Genomic DNA, 23,914 nt, shown 5'->3' on the forward strand with positions numbered 1-23,914 from the left:
TTCTCCTCTCCTGCCCTGCAGTTGGTCTAGCTAGCCGTGGAGCAAGGATTCCGCTCCGTCAATGTAAACCGTTGTGCCTGTAATGTGATGCGAATCATCCGAGCCCAAGAACAGCGCAAGCTGGGCGACTTGCTCAGGGGAGCCAGGCCCCTTCTCCAGCGGCTGGTCGCCTTCCGGGAAGTTGACCGGAATTTGCACCTCCTCCAAATAAGGCGAGCGTTTCGTGCTTTTATCAATATTCGTCTTAATCGAGCCGGGGCAGATCGCATTGACGCGAATGCGGTAATTCGCCAGCTCCAGCGCCGCCATCTGAGTGAAAGCGACCTGCGCCGCCTTCGTGCTGCTGTATGCGCTGAACCCGATATTCGAGAAGACGCGGTTGCCATTTATGGAACTCGTAATCAAAATGCTGCCGCCCTGTTCCTTGAGCGCTGGAATGGCATGCTTCACGGTTAGAAACGTGCCGTTCAGGTTAATGTTGATCGTCTTGCTCCAATCCTCCAGCTTCATCAGCTCAATGGGCGCCATGGAGCCGTTAATACCAGCATTGGCGTAGACGATGTCCAGCTTACCCAGCTTGTCTAACGCCACTTTATACGCCGCTTCGATCGCTTCCTCGCTTGAAATATCGGTCACGGCTGTTGCGCAAGTGACGCCGAAAGCTTCGGCCTCCTGCTTGACCTTGGCCAGCCCGTCCTCATTCACATCGAGCAGTGCCAGATCAGCGCCTTCCTTGGCGAACAGCAGTGCCGCTGCGCGGCCGATGCCAGAGCCGGCTCCCGTTATTAGAGCAGCTTTGCCTGCCAGTCTGCCGCTGCCTGTTCTCGTTTGTTCATTCGCCATCGTCGAAAACCTCCTGCAATGTATAATGATGTTTAGGGAACATGTCCTGCAAATGCGTATTCTGTTAAGATGATCTAATTTCTCTTACCCTAAACCAATCTGGTGTTCCCAACTATTTCATATTTTATTTTGCGGCTTCTGCTGGACAATCGGCGGCCACAGCGCACATATCCATTCTTTGTTCATATATGTTTACAAGTTGGAAACAAGTTCGATATATTGGCGTTGCAAAATTGCATTATGCTGCGTTCTAATGGGTAATCTGGGTTAGATAGGCATAGGTAGGAGCGGTGATGGATGACAGGTCAGATGATAGATAAAAAAATATTGGTCGTAGATGATGAAGCGAGTATCGTCAGCGCCGTTGCATATGCTTTCAGACGCGAAGGCTATTTGGTCGAGACGGCTGGCGATGGGGAAGAGGCGCTGGAGAAGGTAGCCGTCTTTCAGCCACATGTCATTATTTTAGACGTCATGATGCCGCGAATGAACGGCTACGAAGTGTGCAGGAAGCTGGAGAATCGCCATGGCGTCGGCATTATTTTGCTCACGGTCAAAAATGACATCGTTGACAAAGTGCTGGGGCTTGAGCTGGGCGCCGACGATTATATGACGAAGCCGTTTGATTTGCGCGAGCTTGTTGCCAGAGCGAAAGCGCTGATGCGGCGCGTCGAGAAGCTGGCGGGGCGCGAGGAGGAGCCGGATGTGTATGAGCTGGGCAGCATTCGCCTGAACATGCAGCAGCGGCTCCTTACGGCTGGCGGTGCTGCGCTTGAGCTGACGCCAAAGGAATTTGATCTGGCGGCGCTGCTGCTGTCGCATCCCGAGCGGGTTTATACCCGGGAGGAGCTGCTTGATTTGGTCTGGGATATGGAATACGCGGGCGGAACGCGCACGGTAGACATTCATATTCAGCGGCTGCGCAAAAAGCTTGGCGATTCGAGCCAGACGCTGCTCCAGACCGTATATGGCATCGGCTACAAAGCTTCCAAGGCAGGAGCGGCAACAGCTAGGGCATCAAAGATAAGCAATGGATCTGAGAATACGTTGGACAATTCGCCGGAGTCAGTCTCGTCGTCGATAAAAGCGGATGAGCCGGAGCAATCTGGTGAGCCGTCATGAGAATCAGCTTGAAGCTGCGAATGAGCATTGTGCTGGTCGTGCTGCTGGCGCTCACCGTAAGTGTACTGAGCATGATGGTGCTGGGCGGGATCAAGCGCGATCAGCAGGAGCGTACCGAGAAGCTGCTGGCCAAGCAGAGCGAGGTAGCGGCGCAATACGTTCGGCAAAGCTTCGCTACTAGCGAGCCGCCGCTTGCCCTCGATGCCTTCATGCCGTTGAGAGGGCAGCGGCTGGCGCTCTACATTTCAATGATCAGCGGCATGCAGACGACGCTTTATGATACGCAGGGCAAAGAAGCCGGCAGCTCCATTCCCGTTGGCGGGGAGAAAGGAGCAAATTTGTCCGACACGCTGCAATATGCCCTGGATGGCAAAATCGCCTATCAGACAGCGGGGGATTCGCTTATTTATTTTGCTCCTTTGCAGGGCGAAGACGGCTTGCTTGGCGTAGTCAGCTTCCATTACTCGTTGAAAAATGACCATCAGTTCGCCCAGACCATCCGCGAGCTGTTTCAAACGGCGGGCATTATTGCCGTAGTGGCAGGGGCCGCCATGGGCTATGCGTATTTTTATAGGCTTGCCGCGGTCATTTCCCGGCTGAGAAGCGCAGCGGGCAACATCCGAGAAGGGCGGTATTTGCAGCAAAATCCCGTACGCAGGCGCGATGAGCTGGGCGATTTAAGCCAGGATATTTTTTTTATGAGCAGTGCCATTGAACGGCATATTGAAGAAATGAAGGAGGAGCAGCGCAAGCTTACGCTCGCCATCCTCAAGCTGCAGCAATTGGAGCAGCAGCAGAAGCAGTTCATCGGCAACATCAGCCATGAGTTCAAGACGCCGCTCACGTCGATTCGGGCGTATGTGGATTTGCTGGATATGTACCGCGATGATCCGAAGCTCATAGATGAGGCGATTCAAAGCATGGGCAAGGAGTCCGGGCGGCTGTACGATATGGTCGAGAAGGTGCTGCATTTGGCGGCGCTGGAAAAGTATGAATTCGAGCAGCAGGCAGAGGTATTGCAGCTGGATGAGCTGCTGCTGGATTTGTGCACGCGCATGCAGGGCAAGGCGGCAAAATTTGATTTGTTGCTGCAAACGCAGCTGGAGCCTGCTGTCATCTGGGCGGATCGGGAGAGCCTGATGCAAATATTCATTAACTTAATTGATAATGCCATTAAATATAATCGTCCTGGCGGACAGATTGAGGTTGCGCTGCATGTGGACGGAAATCGGGTCAATGTTGTCGTGCGGGATACGGGCATTGGCATTCCAGCGGAAGCGCATGACAAAATTTTTGAGCCGTTTTATACCGTCAACCGCGACCGCTCCCGCATATCGGGAGGAACGGGACTTGGCCTGTCGCTCGTTAAGCAGCTTGCCGAGGCGCAAAAGGGTGAGCTTGTACTAGTTAGGTCGGGCGACGATGGAACGACGTTCAAGGTCTATTTTCCGCTATATAACGGTTAAAGGTGTAAAGGTTTACAGGTTCGAAACAAGCTGGAGACGAGGTCGAAACATTCGCTGATTACAATAAGCGCATAGCAATAAGGGAGAGGGGAAATACGAGATGAGACAAACCCATTTTAAATGGATAAATACAGGCGCGGCTGCCTGTTGTGTGGCTTTGCTGCTGGCGGGCTGCGGAGACGGTACTGCCCCGACACGCGAAACGATTCAAAAGCCGGATAAAACAATTACCGTCGTAGAGCCGGGCCAATCGACCGATACGAAGGTTGCTGTCAGCCAAATAACGCAAATAGACCGAACGCGGGGGATTAGCTTTATTACCGATGAGCAGTTGGTCATCGTCAAGCGCAATGAAAATGAGCAGAAAATAGCGGTGGAAGGGGAAATGATGTTTCCCAACAATTTGTATTTGCACGATCTGGCAACGAAGCAGGAGGAGGCTTTACATGAGCAGCCTGCGCATCAGGGATTTGCCAAGCCGTCACCGGATGGGAAATATTTATTTTATAAGCTGAATAACGAAGAAAGTGCCCATGGCTACATGATGAATTTGGAAACAAGAGAATCGGTGGAGCTAGGCAGCGATGTGATCGATACGACGACAGGCATGTGGATGGACGATACGCATGTGCTCTTTATGACGGTCGAGGGCAAAGTAATCAAGGCAAGCGTTGATGGCGCATTGGAGACGATTTTGAGCAGCGATCATCGGATATTTACGGCGGTGCCTGGCGAGGGCGGCATTTATTATGTGGTGAATGAAGTGCTGTATTTTCTTCCCGATGGCAGCAAGCAGGCGGAGAAGCTGGCGACGGACGTCGTCTGGGTAATTCCCTCGCCAGAGCGCAAGCAGCTCGCATTGGTGAAGCGAACATCTAATACGACACGTACGCTGATGATTACGGATGCCAAGGGCAATGAGCCGATTGAGCTGGGAAGCGCGACGCAAGTATTTGGCACAAGCTGGTCGCCAGATGGCAAGAAGCTGGCCTACAGCCTGACATCGGAAGGAACGGACGGCGACAACGGCGTATTTGTGGCAGATGCGATTAGTGGCGATACGGTGCCGATCAAGCTGGATGTCCAATATTTATCCGATGATCTCGGCTGGAGTCCCTCCGGCAAAAAAATCGTCGCCGCAACTTATTCCCAGGAGCAGAACGATTTTATTACGTTTGTGATTACGTTGAAGTAGATCTGCATCATTCTATTTATGAAAAAATAAGGATGTCCATAATAGCTAGTTGCTGCTTAAGGACATCCTCTTCATGGTTCATTTAAAATGCTTTTTTGATTTCTTAAATAAAATCCAAACAAATAATCCGACTAAGGAAAAAGAAGCAATGGCGTAGAGAATGGATACAAAATTCATAGGCTATTCAAAAAACAAGGAAGCTCTGAATGTACTAGCGCTGCTCTAATCTCCTGTATACTTAAACCCATTAAAGATTTTGTTGTAAGCTTCATGAGGAACCTCCTGATTTATATGAAGTTATTTTAGCGGTATTACGTGAACGAAAATGAGCTAGAATTGGACCGTAATTAGCGTCACACGTCTTTCCGATAAACTTGGCGGACACAGCCGCAGCTATTTTAACAGGATCACGGGTTATGGCACAGACCGCGGACTTAGGAGCCGCTAATGCGCTGTAAATGGACATTTTATTGGGAAAATGGTAGTGATAATGGCTCTCCTGTCCGCTTACGTCCTGAAATCGGCTCAAAAGTCAGAATAGCGGAATCTCAGTCCTCAGTCCCGATCTGGTTGCATATGTGCCCTAGCAGGCCCGTTGTGAAATGTTATTATAACACTTTCAACTGTGAATTTTGTTTTGTTTATCCATAATAATAAAAAATCCTGAATGATAAAATTTAGTCGCTGGCGTAAATATTGAATTAGGCAGGCAAGTGTTTAAATGAATTCAGACGATGATGAATCTATGCTTATCCATGCAATCGAGCGATTAAACGTCCGTCGTAATTGTAACCCCGAACGAGGTGGTAGGTTAATGTTTAATTTAACGAGCTTTGGAAAACGATCCTTCCGCTGTTCATGCTTGCTCTAATCATAGCCTATCTGATATTGATCTTTGCTTTGAGAAAAAAAGTGTGAGAGCATAAATCATGCATGCCTCGATTTAAAATGGATTCACCGAAGCGGGAATTCCTTACTTTCGCATGAAGATTTTTAAAGCAAAACGTTGGACCTAATGGCGGAAATATTGACTTAAGGCGCTATAAAGGGTATTATTACACAATCTTGAATACGAACAGTAAGGGTGAAAATCTTGAATTCGAAACTGCAGATTAAGAACGTTATTTTAGCCGACAAAGATCTTGCCTCAGGGTTATATCAGTTCATCATGACACTTAGTGAAGGTTCTAAGGCGCGTTTGTTCTACAGCCAGAAGCCAGTATGGAGATTAACAGGCGTTACGCGTATGCTGAACGTGCCGTGTCCATTGTGCCGGAAAGACTACTACTGTAATTGCTTTGAGAAGAACATTGCTCATTTCAATCAGCAGATCATCGAGAAGGATCTTATTCCGGAACCGACGAATAGCTAATACTTGTTTGAAAAAAGATTAAAAAAACAGGCATCCCCGCCGCTGGCTGGTGGATGCCTGTTTTTTTGCGCTTTATGCCTAAATTTCCTTCGGCGTCTTCAAGCCGAGCAGCTCTAAGCCTTCCTTAAGCACATCGGCAGCCACCTGCACCAGCTTAAGCTTAACGATCCGCTCCCCAGCGTCCCCAGCGAGCACCTTGTCGTGATGATAGAAACGGTTGAACGCTTGGGCGAGCTGAATCAAATATCTGGCGAGAATGGATGGCTCATGCCGTTTGGCGGCGTCTCCAAGGACTGCTGTGTAGCGCAAAAGCATCTTCATTAGCAGCCAAGCATAATCGCCTGTCACATACTCATAATCGGCAGGCTGAGGTGCTGCGGCGACGTCGCTGCCGGCCGCTTTTGCCAATATCCGCTGCGTTCTGGCGTAAGCATATTGCACGTACGGGCCCGTTTCCCCTTCAAAATTCAGTACATCCTCCAGCACAAAATCGACCGCAAGCAATCTCGTATTTTTGAGATCCCCGAACACGACGGCGCCGATGCCAACCGCTTCGGCTACCTCGGCCTTTCCTGCTAGCGCTGGATTCTTTTCCTCTATTTTTTGCAAAGCCCGCTGTACCGCTTCATCCAGCACTTCTTCTAGAAAAACGACCTTGCCGCGGCGAGTGGACATTTTTTGCCCATCCAGCTTCATAAGCCCGAACGGGATATGCTTGCAGGCGGCTGCCCAGGCAAAGCCCATTTTCTCAAGCACGAGAAACAGCTGGCGGAAATGCAGCGATTGCTCCGAGCCGACAACATACAGCAGCTCGCTGCCCTTCATTTCTTCATGGCGATATATGGCGGTCGCCAAGTCGCGCGTCGCATAGATGGATGTGCCATCGGATTTTCGAATGAGGCAGGGCGGCAGCTCATGCTCATCCAGCCGGACGACCTGTGCGCCTTCACTTTCCTCCAGCAGTTGCTGCTCCTGAAGCTGCTGGACGACGGCGTCCATTTTATCGTTATAGAAGCTTTCGCCGAGAAAATGGTCAAAGCTCACGCCTAGCCGTGCATACAGCTTATTGAACTCCTTCAGGCTGTCGGCAATAAACTGGCTCCAGCAGCGAATCGCTTCAGCATCGCCAGCTTCCAGCTTGGCGAACCAGCTGCGCGCCTCATCCTCCAGCGCGGGATGCTGCTCTGCCTCTTCGTGAAAACGCACATACAGCTCCAAATAGCCCTTAATGGGATCTGCTGCAAGCTGCTGCTCGTCGCCCCATTTCAGATAGGCGGTAATCATCTTGCCGAACTGCGTGCCCCAATCGCCCAAATGATTGACGCTGACCGTCTCATAGCCAACCTTGCGCAAAATATGGTACAGCGCATTGCCGATCATCGTCGAGCGCAAATGCCCAATGCCAAACGGCTTCGCAATATTGGGCGAAGACATGTCGATGATGACGCGCTCTCCATTCCCAATGGCTGCGTGCATGAGGGTTCCGCTCTTCCAATCTGCAATAAGCTGCGCGGCTGCCAGCTCCCGGTTCCATTTGAAATTCAAATAGGGTCCGGCAGCCCGAACGCTCCAGCCCGCATCTGCCAGCAGGGGCTCAAGCCAAGCAGCGATGCTAGCGGGGCTTTGTTTCATCGTGCGAGCTAACGTGAAGCAGGGGAAGGCGACATCGCCAAGCTCCTCATCGGGCGGGTATTCCAGCAGGGGCCGAATTTCTGCTTCGGGCAGAGCGAGGGCTTTCGCCAAAGCCAGCGCAATTTTGTCCATTAACAGCATCATCATCATCCTCTCCAAATAATCGTTCAGGCCAGAGCGGCACGCAAAAAAGACCCCGTCTCTAAAAATAAGAGACGAGGCCTGTTATCCCCGCGGTACCACTCTTGTTGCCGCCTCCGCACAGAAGCATAGAGGGGCATCTCGCCGTTGTAACGGTGCTGAACCGGACGTCCCTAGCACGATTGCTCGTTTCAGGCCGCCATCTCCCGGGTGCGCTTCACCTAATTGTCCATTGCCGGCTCCCACTGTCCCGGCTCGCTTGAAATGGCACCCATATAGGTTACTCTCCCGTTCCTTGATGTTAATTAACAGCTATCATATCGGATACGATCAGAAAAATCAATCCGTTTTTAATCGGCCAAGCTTGCAGCTATTCTTTCTCGGTTACGAGGCATAGGCTCTCAATTGCCTGGCGTATAATCGAGCATGAGCGCTCCATCAGCCGCTGCTCCCGCGACGTCAGCTTGAGCTCGACGATTTCCTTAACCCCGCAGCGGGCGATGATGGCAGGGACTCCGGCGCATACTTGCCGCTGGCCGTATTCGCCGTTTAATATCGCAGACACGGCAATAATGCGATGCTCATCGTTTAGAATAGAGCGGGTAATATGTGCCAGCGCATTGCCGATGCCAAAGCTGGTCGAGCCTTTGCGCGTATAGATTTCCCAGCCGGCATTGCGGGTCTGCTCCGCGAGCGCTCCGAGCTTCACATGCCCGAAGCGCTCGGGATGCTGGGCCAAAATATGCAGCAGCGGCTTGCCGCCAACCGTCACATGCGACCAGGCGGGAAACTGCGACTCGCCATGCTCTCCAAGCACATAGCCCTGCACGCTGCGGGCATCCACAGGAAAATGCTCGCAGAGCAGCGTCTTGAGCCGCGAGGAGTCGATGGACGTTCCGGTGCCAATCACTTGGCAACGCGGCATGCCGGACAGCTCCCACACGACATACGTCACAATATCCACAGGATTGGCGGCCGCTACAAAAATTCCGTTGAATCCGCTGTTCATAATGCGCGGAATCATCGTTTCATAAATCTCGCGCACTGTATGCAGCACATCGAGCCGATCGTCGCTGCCGACGGGGTATGCTCCGGCACATAGAAGAATAACGTCCACATCTCCGCATTGCTCCAGCGTTCCAGCAGCAACCTTTGTGCGGCCATGGACAAAGTCCATGCTGTGCGACAAATCGAGCGCCTGTGCGTAGGCCCGGTCGAACGTGCGGTCAATGAGCAGCAGCTCATCGCAAATCGACTGGTTAATTAAGGCATACGCGCAGCTTGAACCGACCTGACCGACTCCTACAATGGCGACCTTGCGCGCTTTGTTTGCCATCCTTATGCATCTCCTCCGCCGTTAACCTCGTTACGCTATTATATGCGGCATCCAGCCCATGATGTGACGGCCATGTTCAATCCATGTTTGTCTATGTCACATGGAAGCAAAAGCGTGAAAATATGCACATTTTGATCTGCCAGCCAATGGAGGATAGCGCTGTGCTTGTCAACATATCCACAGAGTTATGCACATTATCAACAGTGTTCAAATGGAGTATTTTCCGCCACCTCCAATACTTATCCACAAGTGAACAGGGAGGATTGTCCACACTGTACAGGTCGGAAGTCCTAAGGTTGAATATAGATAAACCGCTTATTTTCGTACATTTACAATCTAACTTTCAGCTGTCATGATAGGGAAAGTATATGTGGGCAGACACAGATGGAGGAATGGATTTCATGTGGCTTGTATTATCCTTGCTGGCGGCGACGAGCTTTGGGCTGCGGGGGATTTTGTATCATTGGACGAGCCAGCAGGCGCTTAATCGCAATGCGCTGCTGTGCGGTGTATTTTTCTCAGGGGCGCTGATTACACTTGTTTGTACGCTGGCGACTGGAGCATCTTTCACCGTTTCATCGCTTATTGGCGTGCAGATGGGACTGCTCTCTTTCGGAGCAAATGCGAGCATGTTCAAGGGCTTTGCCGTGGGCAAAGCCTCTATTGTTGCGATTTTGACCGCGCTTCCTTCGGCAATTGTCGTCGTTGTCGCCTTCGCGGTATGGGGCGAGACGCTCAATATTGCGCAGCTCAGCTCCTTTATTATCATTATTGCGGGTATATTGCTGGTGCGTTATTCCAATGATATTACCCGTGGCAATTTGCAAGGAGCGCAATGGGGGCTGCTGGCGATGCTGCTGTTTGCCGGAAACGATTTATCGGGAAAATGGTCGACGATGATGGATGCGCCGTTGTTTCCGACGCTTGTCTGCATGTTCAGCAGCGGCTCGATCTGCTTTGGGCTTTGGTGGCTGCGCGACCTGCGCTCCGTACGTGCTGCTTCTGCGGCAGCAGGCCAAGCAGCGCAGGAGATAGCGGCAGGTGCCGCTGCAACGACTCTTAATGCTGTTCATTCTCTTAATGCTCCTGCTGTTCTTAATATTGTTAATGTGGTTCAAACTGATATTACGGGCGGCGCCAGAAACGGGACTGCGAGTCCAAGCACTCAGCCAATCGTGAGCGCGGCAGTTCCAGCGGCCAACCGGGCAGGCACAGCAGGCAAACGCAGCTGGAGCTTCCGCCGCACGTTTTCCGTCGGGATGGCGGTCGGCATTACCAATGCTGTGGGCATGATGTTTATTGTGACGGCCTTTGATGTGGGGAAGGCGGGGCTGGTGTCGGCCGTAACGGCGCTTAATGTGCTAATTGTACTGCTCTATACGCGGTTTGTAGTGAAGGAGCGGTTCTCCAAACTGGAGACGATCGGGATTTCAACCGCGTTCGCAGGCATCCTGCTCTTGCGTTTGTATGGCTCTTAATGTGAAGCGGACCGCGCTGAATACAGGCGAGTTAAGTACGAAACGTCTATAACTTTAGAAAACTCAGTGAAAGTGTTATAATACAACCGTTCACTTATTTTACTTAACGGGAGGTTTCACTTACTATGAAAGATTTTGAATTGTACAACCCAACCAAGCTCATATTCGGAGCAGGGAAGGTACAGCAGCTTGGAGAGCTGGTCAAGCCATACGGGACGCAAGTTCTGCTCGTATACGGCGGCGGAAGCATCAAGCGTTCGGGGCTTTATGACGAAGTGATTTCCCAATTAAATAGCATTGGCGCAACCGTTCATGAACTGTCTGGCGTGGAGCCGAATCCGCGCCTGACGACAATTAATAAAGGGATCGACATTTGCCGCAGCGAAAAAATCGAGTTCGTGCTCGCCGTAGGCGGCGGCAGCGTGCTGGATGCTTCCAAGGCAATTGCGGCTGGGGCGCTCTATGATGGCGATGTGTGGGATTTCACGATCCGCAAAGCAGTCATCCAAGAGGCATTGCCGATCGGCACCGTGCTGACGCTTGCCGCTACCGGCTCGGAAATGAACGGCAACGCGGTTATTTCCAACTGGGAAACGCAGCAAAAACGCGGCCTCGGCAGCAAGCTTGTTTATCCGAAGTTTTCGATTCTTGATCCGAAGCTGACGTATTCCGTGCCGAAGGATCAGACGGCGAACGGCATCGTCGACATCATGTCGCATGTGTTCGAGCAATATTTCTCCCTAACGACCAATACGCCGCTGCAGGAGCGCTTTGCAGAATCCATTTTGCAAACGGTCATTGAAAATGGGGAAAAAGCAATCGAAAACGGCTCCGACTATGACGCCAGAGCGAATTTGCTGCTCGCTGGCACCTTTGCGCTCAACGGCACACTGCCGATTGGCGTCGTGACGGACTGGGCGTCGCATGGCATTGAGCATGAGGTAAGTGCGATTTATGATATCGCGCATGGCGCAGGACTTGCGATCATCTTCCCTAACTGGATGAAGCATGTGTATCAAGAGCGTATTGACCGCTTCGTGCAATATGCGGTACGGGTATGGAACATCGATCCGAGCGGCAAATCCGATGAGGAAGTGGCGCTTGCGGGTATCGAAGCGACACGCGCCTACTTTACGCGCATTGGCGAGCCTGCAACACTTGGCGAGCTGGGCATTGGGGGCGAGAACATTGACCGAATGGCGGCGGAAGCGACCGTATTCGGCCCAATCGGCTCCTTCAAGAGCTTGGACAAGGAAGCGGTCAAGAGCATCTTGACGGCGAGCCTGTAAGCCAGGAAGTCAAGCTTTTATAAAGCATTCAGGTACTGCTGCGCAAGCAGCACGCCTGAGTGCTTTTTTTTCTGGCGAGCAAGGGGGTCAGTTGTGCTCCAATCCTTGAAATTTCAATGATGGAATAGAAAATCTCTATTATCCGTGCCGTTGACCGCTGCATATATGGAGTGATAAGTTAAATTCATATAAAATAATCGGAATAATCGGATATTAGAGGAGGCTTTTTCAGATGGGAGATCAAGCAGCAGCGTATCGTTTTGCCCGCAACTTGCCCGCACGATCAATTGGCGGAACGAAGGTGACAGACCCGCAGCATGTTCATTTGTCCTACGGCTTTCCGGCAACGGACTTGCTGCCGGTTGAGGAGCTGCATGCAGCGGCGGCGGAAGCTCTTAAATGGGACCGGGCGGATGCGCTCCATTATTCGGGAGCGAAGGGGCCAGCCCGCGTCAGGGATTGGGTGCTGGCACGTTCCCGCAAGTTCGGCATTCATGCTGGGGCAGAAAACTTTATTCCGACCTTTGGCGCCATTCAAGGCATTGACCTGACCGCGCGAATTTTGCTAAACCCGGGGGATGAGGCTTGGGTAGAAGGGCCGACCTTCTTTAATGGCTTGCAGGCGTTCCGCGCAGCGGGTGCAGTCATCAAGTCGATCCCCGTCGATGAGGAGGGCCTTCAGGTCGAGCTGCTGGAAGCGGCCTTGAAGCAGGCAGCTGCAAGCAATGAGCCGATACCGAAGCTGCTGTACTGCATGCCGAACTATCATAATCCGACGGGTGTGAGCCTGTCGCTTGAGCGCAGGCGGAAAATTGCGGAGCTGGCGGTGGCCTACAATTTCCTCGTTTTGGAGGATGATGCTTATGCCGAGCTGAACATTAGCGGGGAGACGCTTCCTGCGATCTATTCGTTTGCGCCTGAGCAGGTCATCTATGTCAGCACGTTCTCGAAGACGCTAGGCCCTGGACTGCGCCTCGGCTGGGCAATTGCCGCACCGGAGGTCATTACGCATATGGCGACGCTGTCGCTGGGAAGCCAGCTTAATCCTTTTACCCAAGAGGTTGTTGGCGAATTGCTGCAGCATTATGGGTTTGATGAGCAGGTAGCAAAACTTGCCGAGCGTTATAAATTGCAGCGCGATACGATGATTCAAGCGCTCAGGAGGGAATTTGCGGAGCATATTGCGGTACAGGCGCCGGATGGCGGATTTTTCGTCTGGGTGACGTTTGACGAGCAGGTGGATGTGCGGCAGTTTGCGCCAGCAGCGCTTGCGAAGGGCGTCAGCTTTGTGGCGGGCAATGCTTTTTTCGCGGATGGGCAGGGCTCCCGCCATTTGCGGCTGTGCTTTAGCTTCTGCAACACGGAGCAGATCGAACGCGGCATTAAGGCTTTGGCAGAAGCTTATTATGAAGCTTTGCAAGGCCTAGCGGCGCAGCAAGCTGTTCCCGAGCTGCAAGCCTAGATCCGAGCTTAACTGGCCGGGGCGTAACTGGCGATCCGTACCCTCTTGAGATCCACCTTATTCGATTCCCGACATAAAGCGCGAAGCCTCTCCGTCAGCAGAAAATCTGCGAGGCGAAGCTTCGCGCTTTTTTAATATTCCCTTTGCTCCTATCGATGTGAAGGTTAGCTGGAATACAGCGAGCAGTAGGTGCGGCTGAAATTGCGAGCCAGCAGGTCCTCTTTTCGAATGAAAAAATGAATGACGCCAGCATTTTGCCACTGGTAGCCGACTAGTTCATTGCTGTCTATTTCCAGCAGCATAATCATATCCGCGATTTCCGCTTCGGCCCGCTCCCGGCTTCCATGGAGCCTGTCCATCAAATGCTTCATCGCCTTCTCGCTGTCATTTTCGGTCGTCTTATCTGCCAAAATGAACAGTGCCGCTTCCTCCTCAGCATCGTGATGCTGCCCGGCCGGATAGCCGAACATCGTTCCCCAATGGGTTGTGCGATCCCCCTGCATCTCGGCGGCAAGCTCAAAATAGCGGTCGGTCGAGCCCTCCTCAAAATCAATGACTTCATAATCCACATAAGGCATGTTCGGCAGCTCGACCGCTGAAAAGGCTGCGGCTTTGTAAGGATGAAACGACGTTTCATAAATATCCTCAAGAATCGTTGCCGTCTCGGGATGGCGTAGAGCAAGCTGCTGCGGGTATTCGACAAAAATAATGCGGTGCTCGACGTTCGCAGCCGCTTCGTCCATGCCGATAAAGAAATAAAGCATGCCTGCTTCCGGCAGCCAGCCCTGTCTGCATGCAGGCGCTATGTCCGCCATATTCAGCTGGGCGAGCGGGGTCATCAGCTTGCCAGACGATTCCGTCGGCCATTCCATCGCTTGCGGAAGGTCTGGATAGCCGCCGACGCGCGAGTTGCCGACCTTCTCATATAAATCAGGCTCTATTGCAGACAGCCTCACTGTGCTGCGGGCTTGCGGGAGCAATTTTTCGGCAGCGGGAGATAGTTGATGCTCATTCAGCAATTGTTCCAACGCTTGTGACAGCTGTTCGTTAAGGTAATTGGACATAAGCATAAATCCTCCATTCTGGGATTGAGTAAGTCGTCAAAAATCAAGTCGTATTGAACCATTACCCTGCTGCGAGGAAAGCTTACCAAATTCGTATGGCGCGCTAGATAGAGATTGCAGATAAAAGGGTATATTTTCCTATGTAATGTTTTACCTAACTCAAAGTACGATAGAAATAAGGGGCTGATAGACAGATGGAAGAATTGAAAAGCTGGAGTAAAGCTTGGAATGCCGAGACGTTAACGGATACGGTTGGCCAAGTGACCCTATTGAAGCATCCGGGCGGCATCTCTCCAAAAGGAGCCATTGCTGCCCCGAGCGGCGGCACGGTGATTGCGGCTTATGCCTATCATGACAATCAAAGCGGTCTTTACGATGTCGTCTATATCCATCTGGATGAGAGCGGCAGTCTTATTGATACGCAGCATGAGCAGGAGGGCGTTTTGCCTGAGCTGTTTCATAGCCCGGATGGCGCGGTTTGGGTATCGCTTGGCACTACGCATGGCAAGGAGCTTGATATAGCGCTGCCGCTGTACGGACGCAGCGACCATGACGCTCCTAAAGGGAGCCGTCCTTTTCCAGGGAAATATGCCGCTTCGGCAGGGACATCAGCCTGGTTCCACGATGAGGATTGGTTCAGCGATAAGAAGCCGGACCGCCTGCTGCGGCTGGAATTTGCGGATGGCCGCATCCAGTCGAACAAGGTTATCAAGCTGCCGATGCCCAAAAACAATAAAATCTCCCTTGATCCGGAGGGCAAGCTTCATCTGCTCACAGTTCTCCATCAGGAGGAGGAACTGCTGCACCGTACGCTAGACAGCCAAGGGAACGTTATGGAAGAACACCGCTTGAGCGGGTTCGATGCGGATTTGCTTGAGGTGCTGGAGCTCGGAAGCGAACGGGATATGCGGGTTATTTTCACGCTCGGAAATGCTCTGAATCTTGGTGTTGTTGCGCCGGATGGGCGGCGGGAGACGCATGCACTGCATGAGCTGCCAAGCCCGTTTTACAGCGTCTGGGAGCCTGTGCGCCTTGCGGACGGGGTGGATATTATCCGCTTTACTTTTGAAGAGGGCAATGGGTGGGCAATTGTGCAAAATACGGAGCTGCGTGCGATTTTTACGCATAGCGGAGAACGCGGCTACACGAATCAGCTGACAGGCGAGCTGCTGCCTATTCCAGCCAGTCCAGCCAGCGAATCGCTCGTATTAAACGATATTTGCCGCGTCAGCGATCAGGCATACCGGGTCATTATTTATCCGATGATGAATGGTGCTGCCAAACCCCAGCAATTGTTTATCGCGCAATTGGAGCTGTAGAAGCTGGGGCAAGTGAGTGGGAGAGGGCAAGGAAAAGGGCAAGTGCAAGAGCAAGAGCAAGAGCAAGAGCAAGTGCAAGAGCAAGTGCAAGTGCAAGTGCAAATGCAAATGCAAATGCAAGGACAAGGACAAGGGCAAGGGAAAGAAGCACAGCAGTAGAGCGCTGAAGTGGACAAGCGGAAGGATGGAGAAGCGGAAGGATGGAGAAGCGATGAGCATCATCACATATATGGAGGAAATCAAGGAGCTGCTTAAGGAGGAACTGCCGGAACTGGCCGCATCGTTGAACGGACCTGCAACGGAAGCGGAAATCGTCCAAGTGGAATCGCGGCTGGGCCTTTCTTTTCCAGACGAGCTGCGAAGCTTGTATTTGCTGCATAACGGCGAGCAGAGTGAGGGGCCGGGCCTGTTCATGGGGCTAAGGTTTCTGTCCTTGGAGGAGCTTGCGTCAGAGTGGCAGGTGTGGGCAGATTTGGAGGCGGACTTTGGCGAGGAAAGCGGCCATTATTCCGTTCCGCTTGGCTGGATAGAGGAACGTTACATAAATCGCGGCTGGCTGCCGATCAGCGAGGATGGCGGAGGCAATCACCTCGGTGTAGATATGGCGCCTGCGCCGAGCGGCGTAACGGGCCAGATCATTAATTTTGGCCGGGATGAGGAGACGAAATATGTCATTGCTTTAACGCTCGGCGAGCTGCTGAAATTTGTTCGCGATACGGTCAAGGAAGGGCAGTACAGCATCAATCGGGATGAGGAATGGGTATTCTGGAACTATGGGCGGGAAGGGGATGGACATTTCCATGACGCCGTACGTGCTTTGCCGCCGCCACTAGGGCGTTCAGCTCTAGAAGCTGGCCATGGTGGACTTGAAGAGGATAGAGCACTTGGAGCCAATTTGGCAGTGCAGCTGGAGCAGTCGCTGGGTGCCGACTGGCTGGCGCGCATTAAGGAAAAGTCCGGCTCGGTCGCTGCTTTTTTGAAGGCGAAGCAGCTTTATTTTATTAAGGAGGGGCTGACGGACGCGGAGCCCTTCGCTTATTGCAGCGAGGTGCGGGAACTGGTGCTAAGCGCCAATGAAATTAGTGATGCTGCGCCGCTCAGCGGTTGTACGCAGCTTAAGGTGCTATACATTGGCGGCAATCCGATTATGGATGTGAGCGCGCTGTCGGAGCTTGCTTATTTGCAGGAGCTGTATTTGACGGGAACCGGTGTTGTGGATATTTCCCCACTGGCTAAGCTGCCAAAGCTTAAAAAGCTGGCGGCTGAAAATGTGCCGATTGTCGATTTTTCACCCCTTGCCCAGTCCAAAAGCTTGCGCCGTCTTGCCGTCTCAAACATCAACGGGGAGCAACTGCGCGCAATCTGTGAATTGGAGCAGCTGCAGGAGCTTTCGATACAAGGCTTCGCGGATGAAGCGGCCAAGCAGCAAATCGGTCTGCTCAGCAAGCTGAAAAAGCTGAAGTCGCTAGAGCTGAAGCAGCTGGAGCTAGATGATCTTACATTCGCAGCCGCGCTTTCCAAGCTGGAAAGCCTGAAGCTGGAGCATACAACTGTTGTGAATATGTCAGCTGTAGCCGAGTGCAGCAGCTTGAAGGAACTTGAGCTAAACGGCTGCGAGCAGCTTGGCCAATTGGAAGCGGTGGGGAAATCGGCCTCGCTGCAGCAATTCGCTGGCAGCTTTGCACAATTTAATGTGCTGAAGGATCTTTTTACGCAAAAGGTAGATATGAGCAAAATGATCGGCAGCATGACAGACGAAGAAGAGGAAATTTGGCTGGCATATAATAGGGCATAGAGCACCGCAACGGGCATAAGGCTATTCTACGGGGCGCAAGGATACCCTGCCGCGGACAAGGATAATGGAGATAGTGGACTTAAACATAATGTGATCTTATAATGCGGTTGCAGCCAGATGAGATTTTTGGCGGCAGCCGCTGTTTAATTTTTTGGGGGAAATGGCTTGATTAAGGTATCATCCCATACTTGCACTTCTATATATCTTTCCGGGCCTTTGTCTCCATGGGCATTCCATGCTTGGGGCAGGCCGTAGCTTGTTATAATATCGGCAATCTCACTGATTGTATACACTTGACCGCGATAGGGCTTCCCGTCGTTGCATCGCATTGCAGGAAATAAATCGCCATAAGTGAAGCTTAGGATGCCAGGTTCAAAGTCGGAGATGGAAAATGCAATAGCTTTGCCTTGTGGATACCAATCCAGCAGCCAAGGGCACTCTTCAAGAGTCATATAGTGAGGATATTTTAGCAAAGGCTTGCCTCCCTTAACAATGAATAAGTCTCTCGCCCTCTCTTCAAGCATACGCCGAATGTCTAGATAATCCGTGGTACGGCTACTTGCAAATCCCCTTTTCTGAAATCGAATTTGTTGAAGAACCTTTTCGGCCTCCTGCGGTTCTAGAGCGGATAGATTGCGAAATGGACCTGTAGATTCATCGTAATAATGATACAGCTTCATTTTCATCGTCATCATGCTTCACCTCACCTATTCCTAATTTAATTAGCTGGCTTAAGTATTAATATATCAAATTTATGGAAGGAAATCGTTCTAGGGTATGCAAAAAAAAGGAGTTGCTCAGCTGCTCTTGTTGCTCCTTGTCTAGCGCTTATTCAAGGCAAATCTCATCTGACGATTCAAGGTTGGGGAATCGCTGCATGCGATTGTTGCAGAGACCATTTGCAGGGGCTTCAGAAACTGAGTCCGCTGAAACTGAACCCACTGTAACTGAACCACCTGAAACTGAACCTGCTATTACTGAGCCCGCTGGAACTGAACCCACTGTAACTGACGCCGCTATTACTGAGCCCGCTGAAACTGAACCTGCTATTACTGAACCTGTTATTACTGAGCCTGTATTACTAAGACTGTTGGAATCACTGTTGCCGAGACGTCACAGTCAGGAACGTTCACTTCTTCTTTTGGCGGACTGAGTTTCCGCTATTTTGGCTTTTAAGCTGATTTCAGACCGTACGCGGACAGGAGATCCGTTATTGCTCTCATTATCCTGTCAAAATAGCTATTTGCAGCGCATTAGTGTCTCTTGAGTCCGCGACCTATGCCAGAATACGTGTCTCTGTTGAAATAGCGTCTTCAGAGTCCGCGACCTATGCTAGAATCTGTGAATTTGTTGAAATGGTGGCCCCTGAGTCCGCCGCCTATCCCAAAATCTGTGATTCAGTTGAAATAGGCGCTTTAGGCGGTGCTGCGTCCACCAAGTCTATTTTTATGCAGGGAGCAAACCGCTGAACCGAAAAGCATGAGGCTGACCTTCGTACGTAGGTTCACATTCATGATGGATATCATTCGCGGTAGTTGCGGGAATACGTTTGACGCTGGCTTCAAGCAAAATCCGCTCTGGATCTAATCTGAATCTAATCCCGATCTAATGCAAATCCGCTCTGAATCGGCTCTTGCTTGTTTAAGTTTGCATGCAAGCCCTAATATGCAATGCCTATCCTATTTCTAAAAGTCTCTTGACATTCAATTACTCTAATGTTAGAGTAATTATATTCTAATATTAGAGTAAATAATTTAAGAATAAAAACGACTAGTGGGGGAATTAAAATGAGTATTGTATCTATTGTGATTCAAGTTTTGTTAGGTCTGGGTTTTCTTATGTTTGGTTTGATGAAGCTGGGCTCGAAGCAAATGGTCGATGAGTTCAAGCGTTACGGCTTGCCTTCCGGCGTTCGGCTGTTCACAGGCGTGGCTGAAATTGCGGCGGCGGCTCTTGTTGTGGTGGGTATTTGGTACAGCGGTCTGGCTGCTTGGGGCAGCTTGCTTATCGTAGTTATTATGGCGGGCGCCATTGCTACTCATCTTAAAGTTAAAGACCCTGGGTCGAAAATGGGCATGCCGCTCGTATTGCTGGTGCTTGGCCTGATCGTATTGCTGCTCAACTGGAGCGCATTGGCGGGTTAATATGGCAACGAACGTAACCGATTCGTTAAAGCAATAATATTTTCATCCTCAATCAAAGGAGATGCATTCAAATGAAAATACGAATTATAAGTCCGGATGAGCAGGGCATAGGCGAGTTTGACGGTGGCAAAATAAAAGAGCAGAAGCCAATCGGCTTTTCTGGCGAAGGCTCTATTTTCAACCGGCTCGGTCCTTTGTTTTATTGGGCATGGGGACATATCGAGGAAGCGGGCCAAATTGGCGAGCATCCGCATAAGGGCTTTGAAATTATAACCTATGTGCTGGAAGGCAAGAGCTCCCATCGGGATTCGCTCGGTACGCATAGCGTCGTGGGCGAAGGAGGCGTTCAGGTGATGCAGACTGGCTCCGGGATGTGGCATGCAGAGGGCTCGGACGGCCCGGCAGAGCTGTTCCAAATTTGGCTGGAGCCGCATTTAAGCAAGGCGGTGAAACGGGAGCCGATATATAATAAATATACGCATGAGCAATTTCCGCGAACTTCCGAGAATGGAGTATCGGTGAAAACGATTTTGGGCGGACAATCGCCCATTAATCTCGTAGCCGATGCAGCTATGGTTGATGTAGAATTGGAAGCCGGGGCGCAGCATACGTACAGCTATTTGCTAGGACGCAGCCGCATTGCGGGCGTATTGGTCATCAGAGGCGAAGGCACGATTGATAGCGAGCAGGAGATTTCATTTGCAAATAAAGATTTTATAGTGGTACAGTCAGAGGATGGCGGAGAAATACGCATAAGCAATCCAGGTCAGGAACGGCTGCGCTTCAGCATCATTGACGTTCCGGAAGAGGTAGATTACCCGCTGTACAACAAACCGCTGTAACGGGTTTATTTTAGACGGGAAAGGAGGTTGGGTATAGATGTATCAAGCCGATGAGCGCACCGGGCTGGACTTGCGGCTGTTCCGTGTATGGAGCAAAGCTTCTATGGCCGTATTCGGAAATGTCAAAAAAGACATTGCAAGCCACGGCATTGAGCCGGAGCAATTCATTATTCTTGAGCTATTATACAGCAAGGGGCCACAGCCAATTACGAAAATTGGCGAAACCTTCTCCATTCCAACCGGAAGCATTACTTATGTCGTAGACAAGCTGGAGAAAAAAGGATACGTCAAGCGGCATCCTAGCCCGACCGATCGCAGAGCCTCCAATGCCGCGCTTACCGAATCGGGCACGCAGCTGTTTAATGAAATTTTTCCTAAGCATGCGGAAATGATTTCACGCAGCATGTCATTCATTGATGATTCGGAGAAAGAGCTGCTGATCCAGCTGCTCAAAAAAATCGGGCTTGGCGCAGAACAGTTAAGCTGATGCTTGTATAACGGCAGAGCTATTTCCGTCTAGTACCGAAAAAGGCCAATAGCCCCGCAAGATCATGAAGGCAAGCTTCGTGATTTAGCGGGGCTATTTTTCATAGGCATATTAAGCGGGGCTTAGTTCAAGCTCATCATTATCGTTGCTGTTAAACACATCGCGATCCAGCTCCCCTTCGGCTTGAGCGACGAGCACGGAAGTGACCGTCGTTCCCGTTGCATTGACAGCTGTGCGGCCCATATCAATAAGCGATTCGACAGCGACGACAAGTGCCAGTCCTTCCAGCGGCAGGCCGACGGCAGTGAGCACGACAGTTGTCGAGATGGAGGCAGGGCCCGGAACGCCAGCAACACCGATCGACGAAATAACGCTGACGAGCACGATCAGAATATACTCGGTAACGCCGAGCGGAATGCTGTAAATATGCGAAACGAATACGGCAACTACGGCAGGCCATACGCCTCCGCAACCATTGAAATTCATCGTAGCGCCAAGCGGAGCGACGAAGCTGGCAACTTTGGGCGATACGCCGAGGCGCTTCGTAATGACCTCCAAATTGATTGGCAAGGTTGCGTAGCTGCTGCGCGTCGTAAATGCGACTGCAATGGTCGGATACGCCTTCTTGAAAAAGCGCAGCGGATTCAGCTTGGCAACGAAGGAGATGAGTCCGCCAAATACGAGCACGAAATGCAAAATGAGGGCAATGTAGGTGACGATAATAAGCATGCCGAGCGGCTTTAAGGTTTCAAGGCCGTATTTGGCGGCCATCACGGCAATTAGCGCATACACGCCGTATGGCGTGAAGCGAAGCACGAATTTGACGACCTGATGCAGCACCTCGGTGAGCGAGGCGAACAGCGCTTTAACAGGCTGGACGGCATCGGGCTTCTTCGCGCCAACCTTGACGATGGCAATGGCAATGAAGATGGCGAAGATCAGCACCGGAAGCACCTTGCCGGTTGCCGCTTCATTAATCGGATTGGAAGGCACCTGGTCCAAAATAACCTGGAAGAAGCTCGGCACTTCCCTGGCCTCAAAGCCTTCCGGCGAAGTCGCTTCGAAAGTGCCTGCCGGGTTCAGCGCTACGGCGACGAGCAGGCCGATAATTGCGGCAACGCCTGTGGTGGCGAGAAACCAGGACACAGTCTTGATGCCGATCTTTTTCAGGAAAGCGATATTGGTGATGGAAATAATGCTGTTCACGACGAGCACGAAGACGAGCGGAATAACGATCATGCGAATTAAGCTGATATAGATAGAGCCGATGGTGCCAACCCCTTCAAATTGCAGCTCGAATTTATTGAAAATAATGCCGGCGACAAGTCCGAGGCCAAGCGCCAGCAGTACCCTCGTGCCGAAGCCTACGCGTTTCTTCGCGAGATAATAAAGCGCGGCGAGAATGACTGCCGATACGAGCAGCGATAGCCAGTTGTTCTGAAAAGCGGCTACTAAATTGTTTTCCATCTTCAACATCCTTTCAGCTATGACGAGCAAGAATATTATATAATTCCTACCTGTTTACTAAGTATTATAGTACGAAATGTAATATAGCACTCGTCTTTCGTTCCTGTCAATTATAAATTTGGCAAAAAAGAGGGAAACCGCTTACTTGCGGCTCCCCTCCTCAAATTGTTATTATGCTTAGTTTTCTTTGCGAAACGGAAGCTTTGCCGCCAGAGGAGGCGCACGCCGTTTACGCTTGAAATATAGGAAAGGATATGAATTTTGCATCCCTTCTCTATATTTCTCCGCGAAACGAAAGCTTTGCCGCCAGAGTATGGCAACAGCCGTTTACGCTTGAAATATAGGAAAGGATATGATATTTCCATCCCTTCTCTATATTTCTCCGCGAAACGGAAGCTTTGCCGCCAGAGGATGGCGACAGCCGTTTACGCTTGAAATATAGGAAAGGATATGAATTTTGCATCCCTTCTCTATATTTCTCCGCGAAACGGAAGCTTTGCCGCCAGAGGATAGCGACAGCCGTTTACGCTTGCTCCGCTGGCGTTGCTTTTTTATAGGCCGCAGGCGTTTGTCCGGTTACTTTTTTGAACATGCGGTGAAAATGGGGCAGGCTCTCGAAGCCGCAGGCGTCGGCAATGAGCCGAATGTTCTCGTCGCTTGCCAGCAGCAGCTCCTTGGCGCGAATAATGCGCTTCGCCGTCACATAGTCGGTGACATTCATGCCGGTGAGCTGCTTAAATACGCGGGAAAAATGGGCTGGCGTGACCGCCGCCATTTGCGCCAATACGGACAAGCCGAGCGGGACATCGGGATGCTCATCAATATAGTGGAGAATGTTCCGCATCCATAACGGGCCAATCAGCGGGCCATCCGCCTTGGCATATTCGCGGCTGCTTGCAATAATCCGGCGGTTCATCAGCAGCAAAATATGCTCCAGCTGCAGCAATATCGCCTGCCGATAGCCGGGCTGCTGCTCGCGCTGCTCCAGCTCAAGCTCATCAATGAGCTGCACCAGCTTAAGCTGCTCCTGCGTTGTCGGCTCAAATTTGTAGCGTTTATGTTTTTTGGCATGGTCGAAGCAGCGCAAATACGAGAAGGTATCTCCGAATGACGCCGTCTGGACAAATAAGGTGCTGAAAAAAATCGCCGTCGACGTCACCGGCTCCTCCTTGTCGGGAAACGAGCGATGTATCGTATTGCCCGGAATAATGAACAAATCGCCGGGCTTCATATCGTAAAAGGTTTGGTCAATAAAAAAAGTGCCTTTGCCCTCATAAATATAGACAAGCTCATACCAGTCATGCAGATGATCGGGCAGCTCCGTCTGCCAATGCTTGCGGTCACGGTAGACGAAATCGAAGGGAAATGAGCTGCCAACCTCGAACGGCTTGCGAAACGGCTTCATACGCGAACGGCTCCTCCTTGCGCCAGCATGGGCTAAGCGCGCAATGTTTCTATAG

18 protein-coding genes, 1 pseudogene and 1 other annotated feature are annotated in these 23,914 nt (G+C 51.3%); of the genes and pseudogenes, 12 read left to right on the forward strand and 7 right to left on the reverse strand.

Annotated elements, in window-relative coordinates; translation table 11 throughout:
• Window positions 1-30: 30 nt before the first annotated feature.
• Window positions 31-843, reverse strand: a complete 813-nt coding sequence (locus BBD42_RS13515; RefSeq protein ID WP_099518563.1) for an SDR family oxidoreductase — start codon at window positions 841-843, stop codon at window positions 31-33.
• A 312-nt stretch (window positions 844-1,155) separates the two neighbouring features.
• On the opposite strand from BBD42_RS13515, the pseudogene BBD42_RS13520 reads away from it, so the two are divergent.
• The 3 genes and pseudogenes from BBD42_RS13520 to BBD42_RS13530 all read left to right on the forward strand — a co-directional run.
• Window positions 1,156-1,836 (forward strand): annotated as a pseudogene (locus BBD42_RS13520) (response regulator transcription factor); the annotation flags it as partial.
• Window positions 1,837-1,961: 125 nt separating this feature from the next.
• Window positions 1,962-3,431, forward strand: a complete 1,470-nt coding sequence (locus BBD42_RS13525; RefSeq protein ID WP_099518564.1) for a sensor histidine kinase — start codon at window positions 1,962-1,964, stop codon at window positions 3,429-3,431.
• Between the two features lie 100 nt (window positions 3,432-3,531).
• Entirely contained in the window at window positions 3,532-4,626 is a 1,095-nt protein-coding gene (locus BBD42_RS13530) for a TolB-like translocation protein (protein WP_099518565.1), read from the forward strand.
• Between the two features lie 1,450 nt (window positions 4,627-6,076).
• Here the strand turns inward: BBD42_RS13530 and argS are convergent.
• Together argS and BBD42_RS13545 are read right to left on the reverse strand one after the other, a co-directional pair.
• Window positions 6,077-7,780, reverse strand: a complete 1,704-nt coding sequence (argS, locus tag BBD42_RS13540; protein ID WP_269467265.1) for an arginine--tRNA ligase — start codon at window positions 7,778-7,780, stop codon at window positions 6,077-6,079.
• A 58-nt stretch (window positions 7,781-7,838) separates the two neighbouring features.
• Window positions 7,839-8,076: a binding site (T-box leader), on the reverse strand.
• 65 nt (window positions 8,077-8,141) lie between these two features.
• Window positions 8,142-9,107 (reverse strand): L-lactate dehydrogenase, encoded by a 966-nt coding sequence (locus BBD42_RS13545; protein WP_099518566.1) that lies wholly within the window; start codon window positions 9,105-9,107, stop codon window positions 8,142-8,144.
• Window positions 9,108-9,508: 401 nt separating this feature from the next.
• Here BBD42_RS13545 and BBD42_RS32225 point away from each other — a divergent pair, with 401 nt between their 5' ends.
• From BBD42_RS32225 to BBD42_RS13560, 3 genes are all read left to right on the forward strand, one after another.
• Window positions 9,509-10,585, forward strand: coding sequence for an EamA family transporter (locus tag BBD42_RS32225; protein WP_237163469.1), 1,077 nt, complete (start codon window positions 9,509-9,511; stop codon window positions 10,583-10,585).
• A gap of 125 nt (window positions 10,586-10,710) precedes the next feature.
• Entirely contained in the window at window positions 10,711-11,874 is a 1,164-nt protein-coding gene (locus BBD42_RS13555) for an iron-containing alcohol dehydrogenase (protein WP_099518567.1), read from the forward strand.
• A gap of 232 nt (window positions 11,875-12,106) precedes the next feature.
• Complete coding sequence (locus BBD42_RS13560; protein ID WP_099518568.1) at window positions 12,107-13,336, forward strand: aminotransferase-like domain-containing protein; 1,230 nt, start codon at window positions 12,107-12,109, stop codon at window positions 13,334-13,336.
• Between the two features lie 164 nt (window positions 13,337-13,500).
• Here the strand turns inward: BBD42_RS13560 and BBD42_RS13565 are convergent, their stop codons facing one another.
• On the reverse strand, window positions 13,501-14,400 hold the full coding sequence (locus BBD42_RS13565; RefSeq protein WP_172455489.1) for a YwqG family protein: 900 nt from the start codon (window positions 14,398-14,400) through the stop codon (window positions 13,501-13,503).
• 194 nt (window positions 14,401-14,594) lie between these two features.
• Between BBD42_RS13565 and BBD42_RS13570 the strand changes: the two genes are divergently transcribed.
• The 3 genes from BBD42_RS13570 to BBD42_RS13575 are packed head-to-tail and all read left to right on the forward strand — an operon-like array spanning window position 14,595 to window position 17,514.
• Entirely contained in the window at window positions 14,595-15,719 is a 1,125-nt protein-coding gene (locus BBD42_RS13570; RefSeq protein ID WP_099518570.1) for a hypothetical protein, read from the forward strand.
• A gap of 12 nt (window positions 15,720-15,731) precedes the next feature.
• A complete protein-coding gene (locus BBD42_RS31780; protein ID WP_172455490.1) occupies window positions 15,732-15,878 on the forward strand; it encodes a hypothetical protein in 147 nt (48 codons plus the stop codon).
• A 52-nt stretch (window positions 15,879-15,930) separates the two neighbouring features.
• Window positions 15,931-17,514 (forward strand): SMI1/KNR4 family protein, encoded by a 1,584-nt coding sequence (locus BBD42_RS13575; protein WP_237163470.1) that lies wholly within the window; start codon window positions 15,931-15,933, stop codon window positions 17,512-17,514.
• 143 nt (window positions 17,515-17,657) lie between these two features.
• Here the strand turns inward: BBD42_RS13575 and BBD42_RS13580 are convergent, their stop codons facing one another.
• Window positions 17,658-18,209, reverse strand: a complete 552-nt coding sequence (locus tag BBD42_RS13580) for a hypothetical protein (protein WP_348272600.1) — start codon at window positions 18,207-18,209, stop codon at window positions 17,658-17,660.
• 1,092 nt (window positions 18,210-19,301) lie between these two features.
• On the opposite strand from BBD42_RS13580, the gene BBD42_RS13590 reads away from it, so the two are divergent.
• From BBD42_RS13590 to BBD42_RS13600, 3 genes are all read left to right on the forward strand, one after another.
• Window positions 19,302-19,658 carry a DoxX family protein gene (locus BBD42_RS13590; protein WP_099518572.1) on the forward strand — a complete coding sequence of 119 codons (357 nt, stop codon included), beginning with the start codon at window positions 19,302-19,304 and terminating at the stop codon, window positions 19,656-19,658.
• 71 nt (window positions 19,659-19,729) lie between these two features.
• Window positions 19,730-20,500 (forward strand): pirin family protein, encoded by a 771-nt coding sequence (locus BBD42_RS13595; RefSeq protein WP_099518573.1) that lies wholly within the window; start codon window positions 19,730-19,732, stop codon window positions 20,498-20,500.
• Window positions 20,501-20,537: 37 nt separating this feature from the next.
• Entirely contained in the window at window positions 20,538-20,987 is a 450-nt protein-coding gene (locus tag BBD42_RS13600) for a MarR family winged helix-turn-helix transcriptional regulator (protein WP_056033864.1), read from the forward strand.
• A 111-nt stretch (window positions 20,988-21,098) separates the two neighbouring features.
• Here the strand turns inward: BBD42_RS13600 and BBD42_RS13605 are convergent, their stop codons facing one another.
• Window positions 21,099-22,454 (reverse strand): dicarboxylate/amino acid:cation symporter, encoded by a 1,356-nt coding sequence (locus BBD42_RS13605; RefSeq protein WP_099518574.1) that lies wholly within the window; start codon window positions 22,452-22,454, stop codon window positions 21,099-21,101.
• A 523-nt stretch (window positions 22,455-22,977) separates the two neighbouring features.
• Entirely contained in the window at window positions 22,978-23,859 is an 882-nt protein-coding gene (locus BBD42_RS13610; RefSeq protein WP_099518575.1) for an AraC family transcriptional regulator, read from the reverse strand.
• Window positions 23,860-23,914 lie beyond the last annotated feature (55 nt).

Origin of the sequence: Paenibacillus sp. BIHB 4019, assembly GCF_002741035.1 — a bacterium.
Lineage (GTDB): Bacteria > Bacillota > Bacilli > Paenibacillales > Paenibacillaceae > Pristimantibacillus.

What these genes read in the sequence shown, in the direction of transcription:
- BBD42_RS13515 (WP_099518563.1), bottom strand. Translation starts at nt 843, where the DNA reads ATGGCGAATGAACAAACGAGAACAGGCAGCGGCAGACTGGCAGGCAAA.
- BBD42_RS13525 (WP_099518564.1), top strand. Translation starts at nt 1,962, where the DNA reads ATGAGAATCAGCTTGAAGCTGCGAATGAGCATTGTGCTGGTCGTGCTG.
- BBD42_RS13530 (WP_099518565.1), top strand. Translation starts at nt 3,532, where the DNA reads ATGAGACAAACCCATTTTAAATGGATAAATACAGGCGCGGCTGCCTGT.
- argS (WP_269467265.1), bottom strand. Translation starts at nt 7,780, where the DNA reads ATGATGATGATGCTGTTAATGGACAAAATTGCGCTGGCTTTGGCGAAA.
- BBD42_RS13545 (WP_099518566.1), bottom strand. Translation starts at nt 9,107, where the DNA reads ATGGCAAACAAAGCGCGCAAGGTCGCCATTGTAGGAGTCGGTCAGGTC.
- BBD42_RS32225 (WP_237163469.1), top strand. Translation starts at nt 9,509, where the DNA reads ATGTGGCTTGTATTATCCTTGCTGGCGGCGACGAGCTTTGGGCTGCGG.
- BBD42_RS13555 (WP_099518567.1), top strand. Translation starts at nt 10,711, where the DNA reads ATGAAAGATTTTGAATTGTACAACCCAACCAAGCTCATATTCGGAGCA.
- BBD42_RS13560 (WP_099518568.1), top strand. Translation starts at nt 12,107, where the DNA reads ATGGGAGATCAAGCAGCAGCGTATCGTTTTGCCCGCAACTTGCCCGCA.
- BBD42_RS13565 (WP_172455489.1), bottom strand. Translation starts at nt 14,400, where the DNA reads ATGTCCAATTACCTTAACGAACAGCTGTCACAAGCGTTGGAACAATTG.
- BBD42_RS13570 (WP_099518570.1), top strand. Translation starts at nt 14,595, where the DNA reads ATGGAAGAATTGAAAAGCTGGAGTAAAGCTTGGAATGCCGAGACGTTA.
- BBD42_RS13575 (WP_237163470.1), top strand. Translation starts at nt 15,931, where the DNA reads ATGAGCATCATCACATATATGGAGGAAATCAAGGAGCTGCTTAAGGAG.
- BBD42_RS13580 (WP_348272600.1), bottom strand. Translation starts at nt 18,209, where the DNA reads ATGATGACGATGAAAATGAAGCTGTATCATTATTACGATGAATCTACA.
- BBD42_RS13590 (WP_099518572.1), top strand. Translation starts at nt 19,302, where the DNA reads ATGAGTATTGTATCTATTGTGATTCAAGTTTTGTTAGGTCTGGGTTTT.
- BBD42_RS13595 (WP_099518573.1), top strand. Translation starts at nt 19,730, where the DNA reads ATGAAAATACGAATTATAAGTCCGGATGAGCAGGGCATAGGCGAGTTT.
- BBD42_RS13600 (WP_056033864.1), top strand. Translation starts at nt 20,538, where the DNA reads ATGTATCAAGCCGATGAGCGCACCGGGCTGGACTTGCGGCTGTTCCGT.
- BBD42_RS13605 (WP_099518574.1), bottom strand. Translation starts at nt 22,454, where the DNA reads ATGGAAAACAATTTAGTAGCCGCTTTTCAGAACAACTGGCTATCGCTG.
- BBD42_RS13610 (WP_099518575.1), bottom strand. Translation starts at nt 23,859, where the DNA reads ATGAAGCCGTTTCGCAAGCCGTTCGAGGTTGGCAGCTCATTTCCCTTC.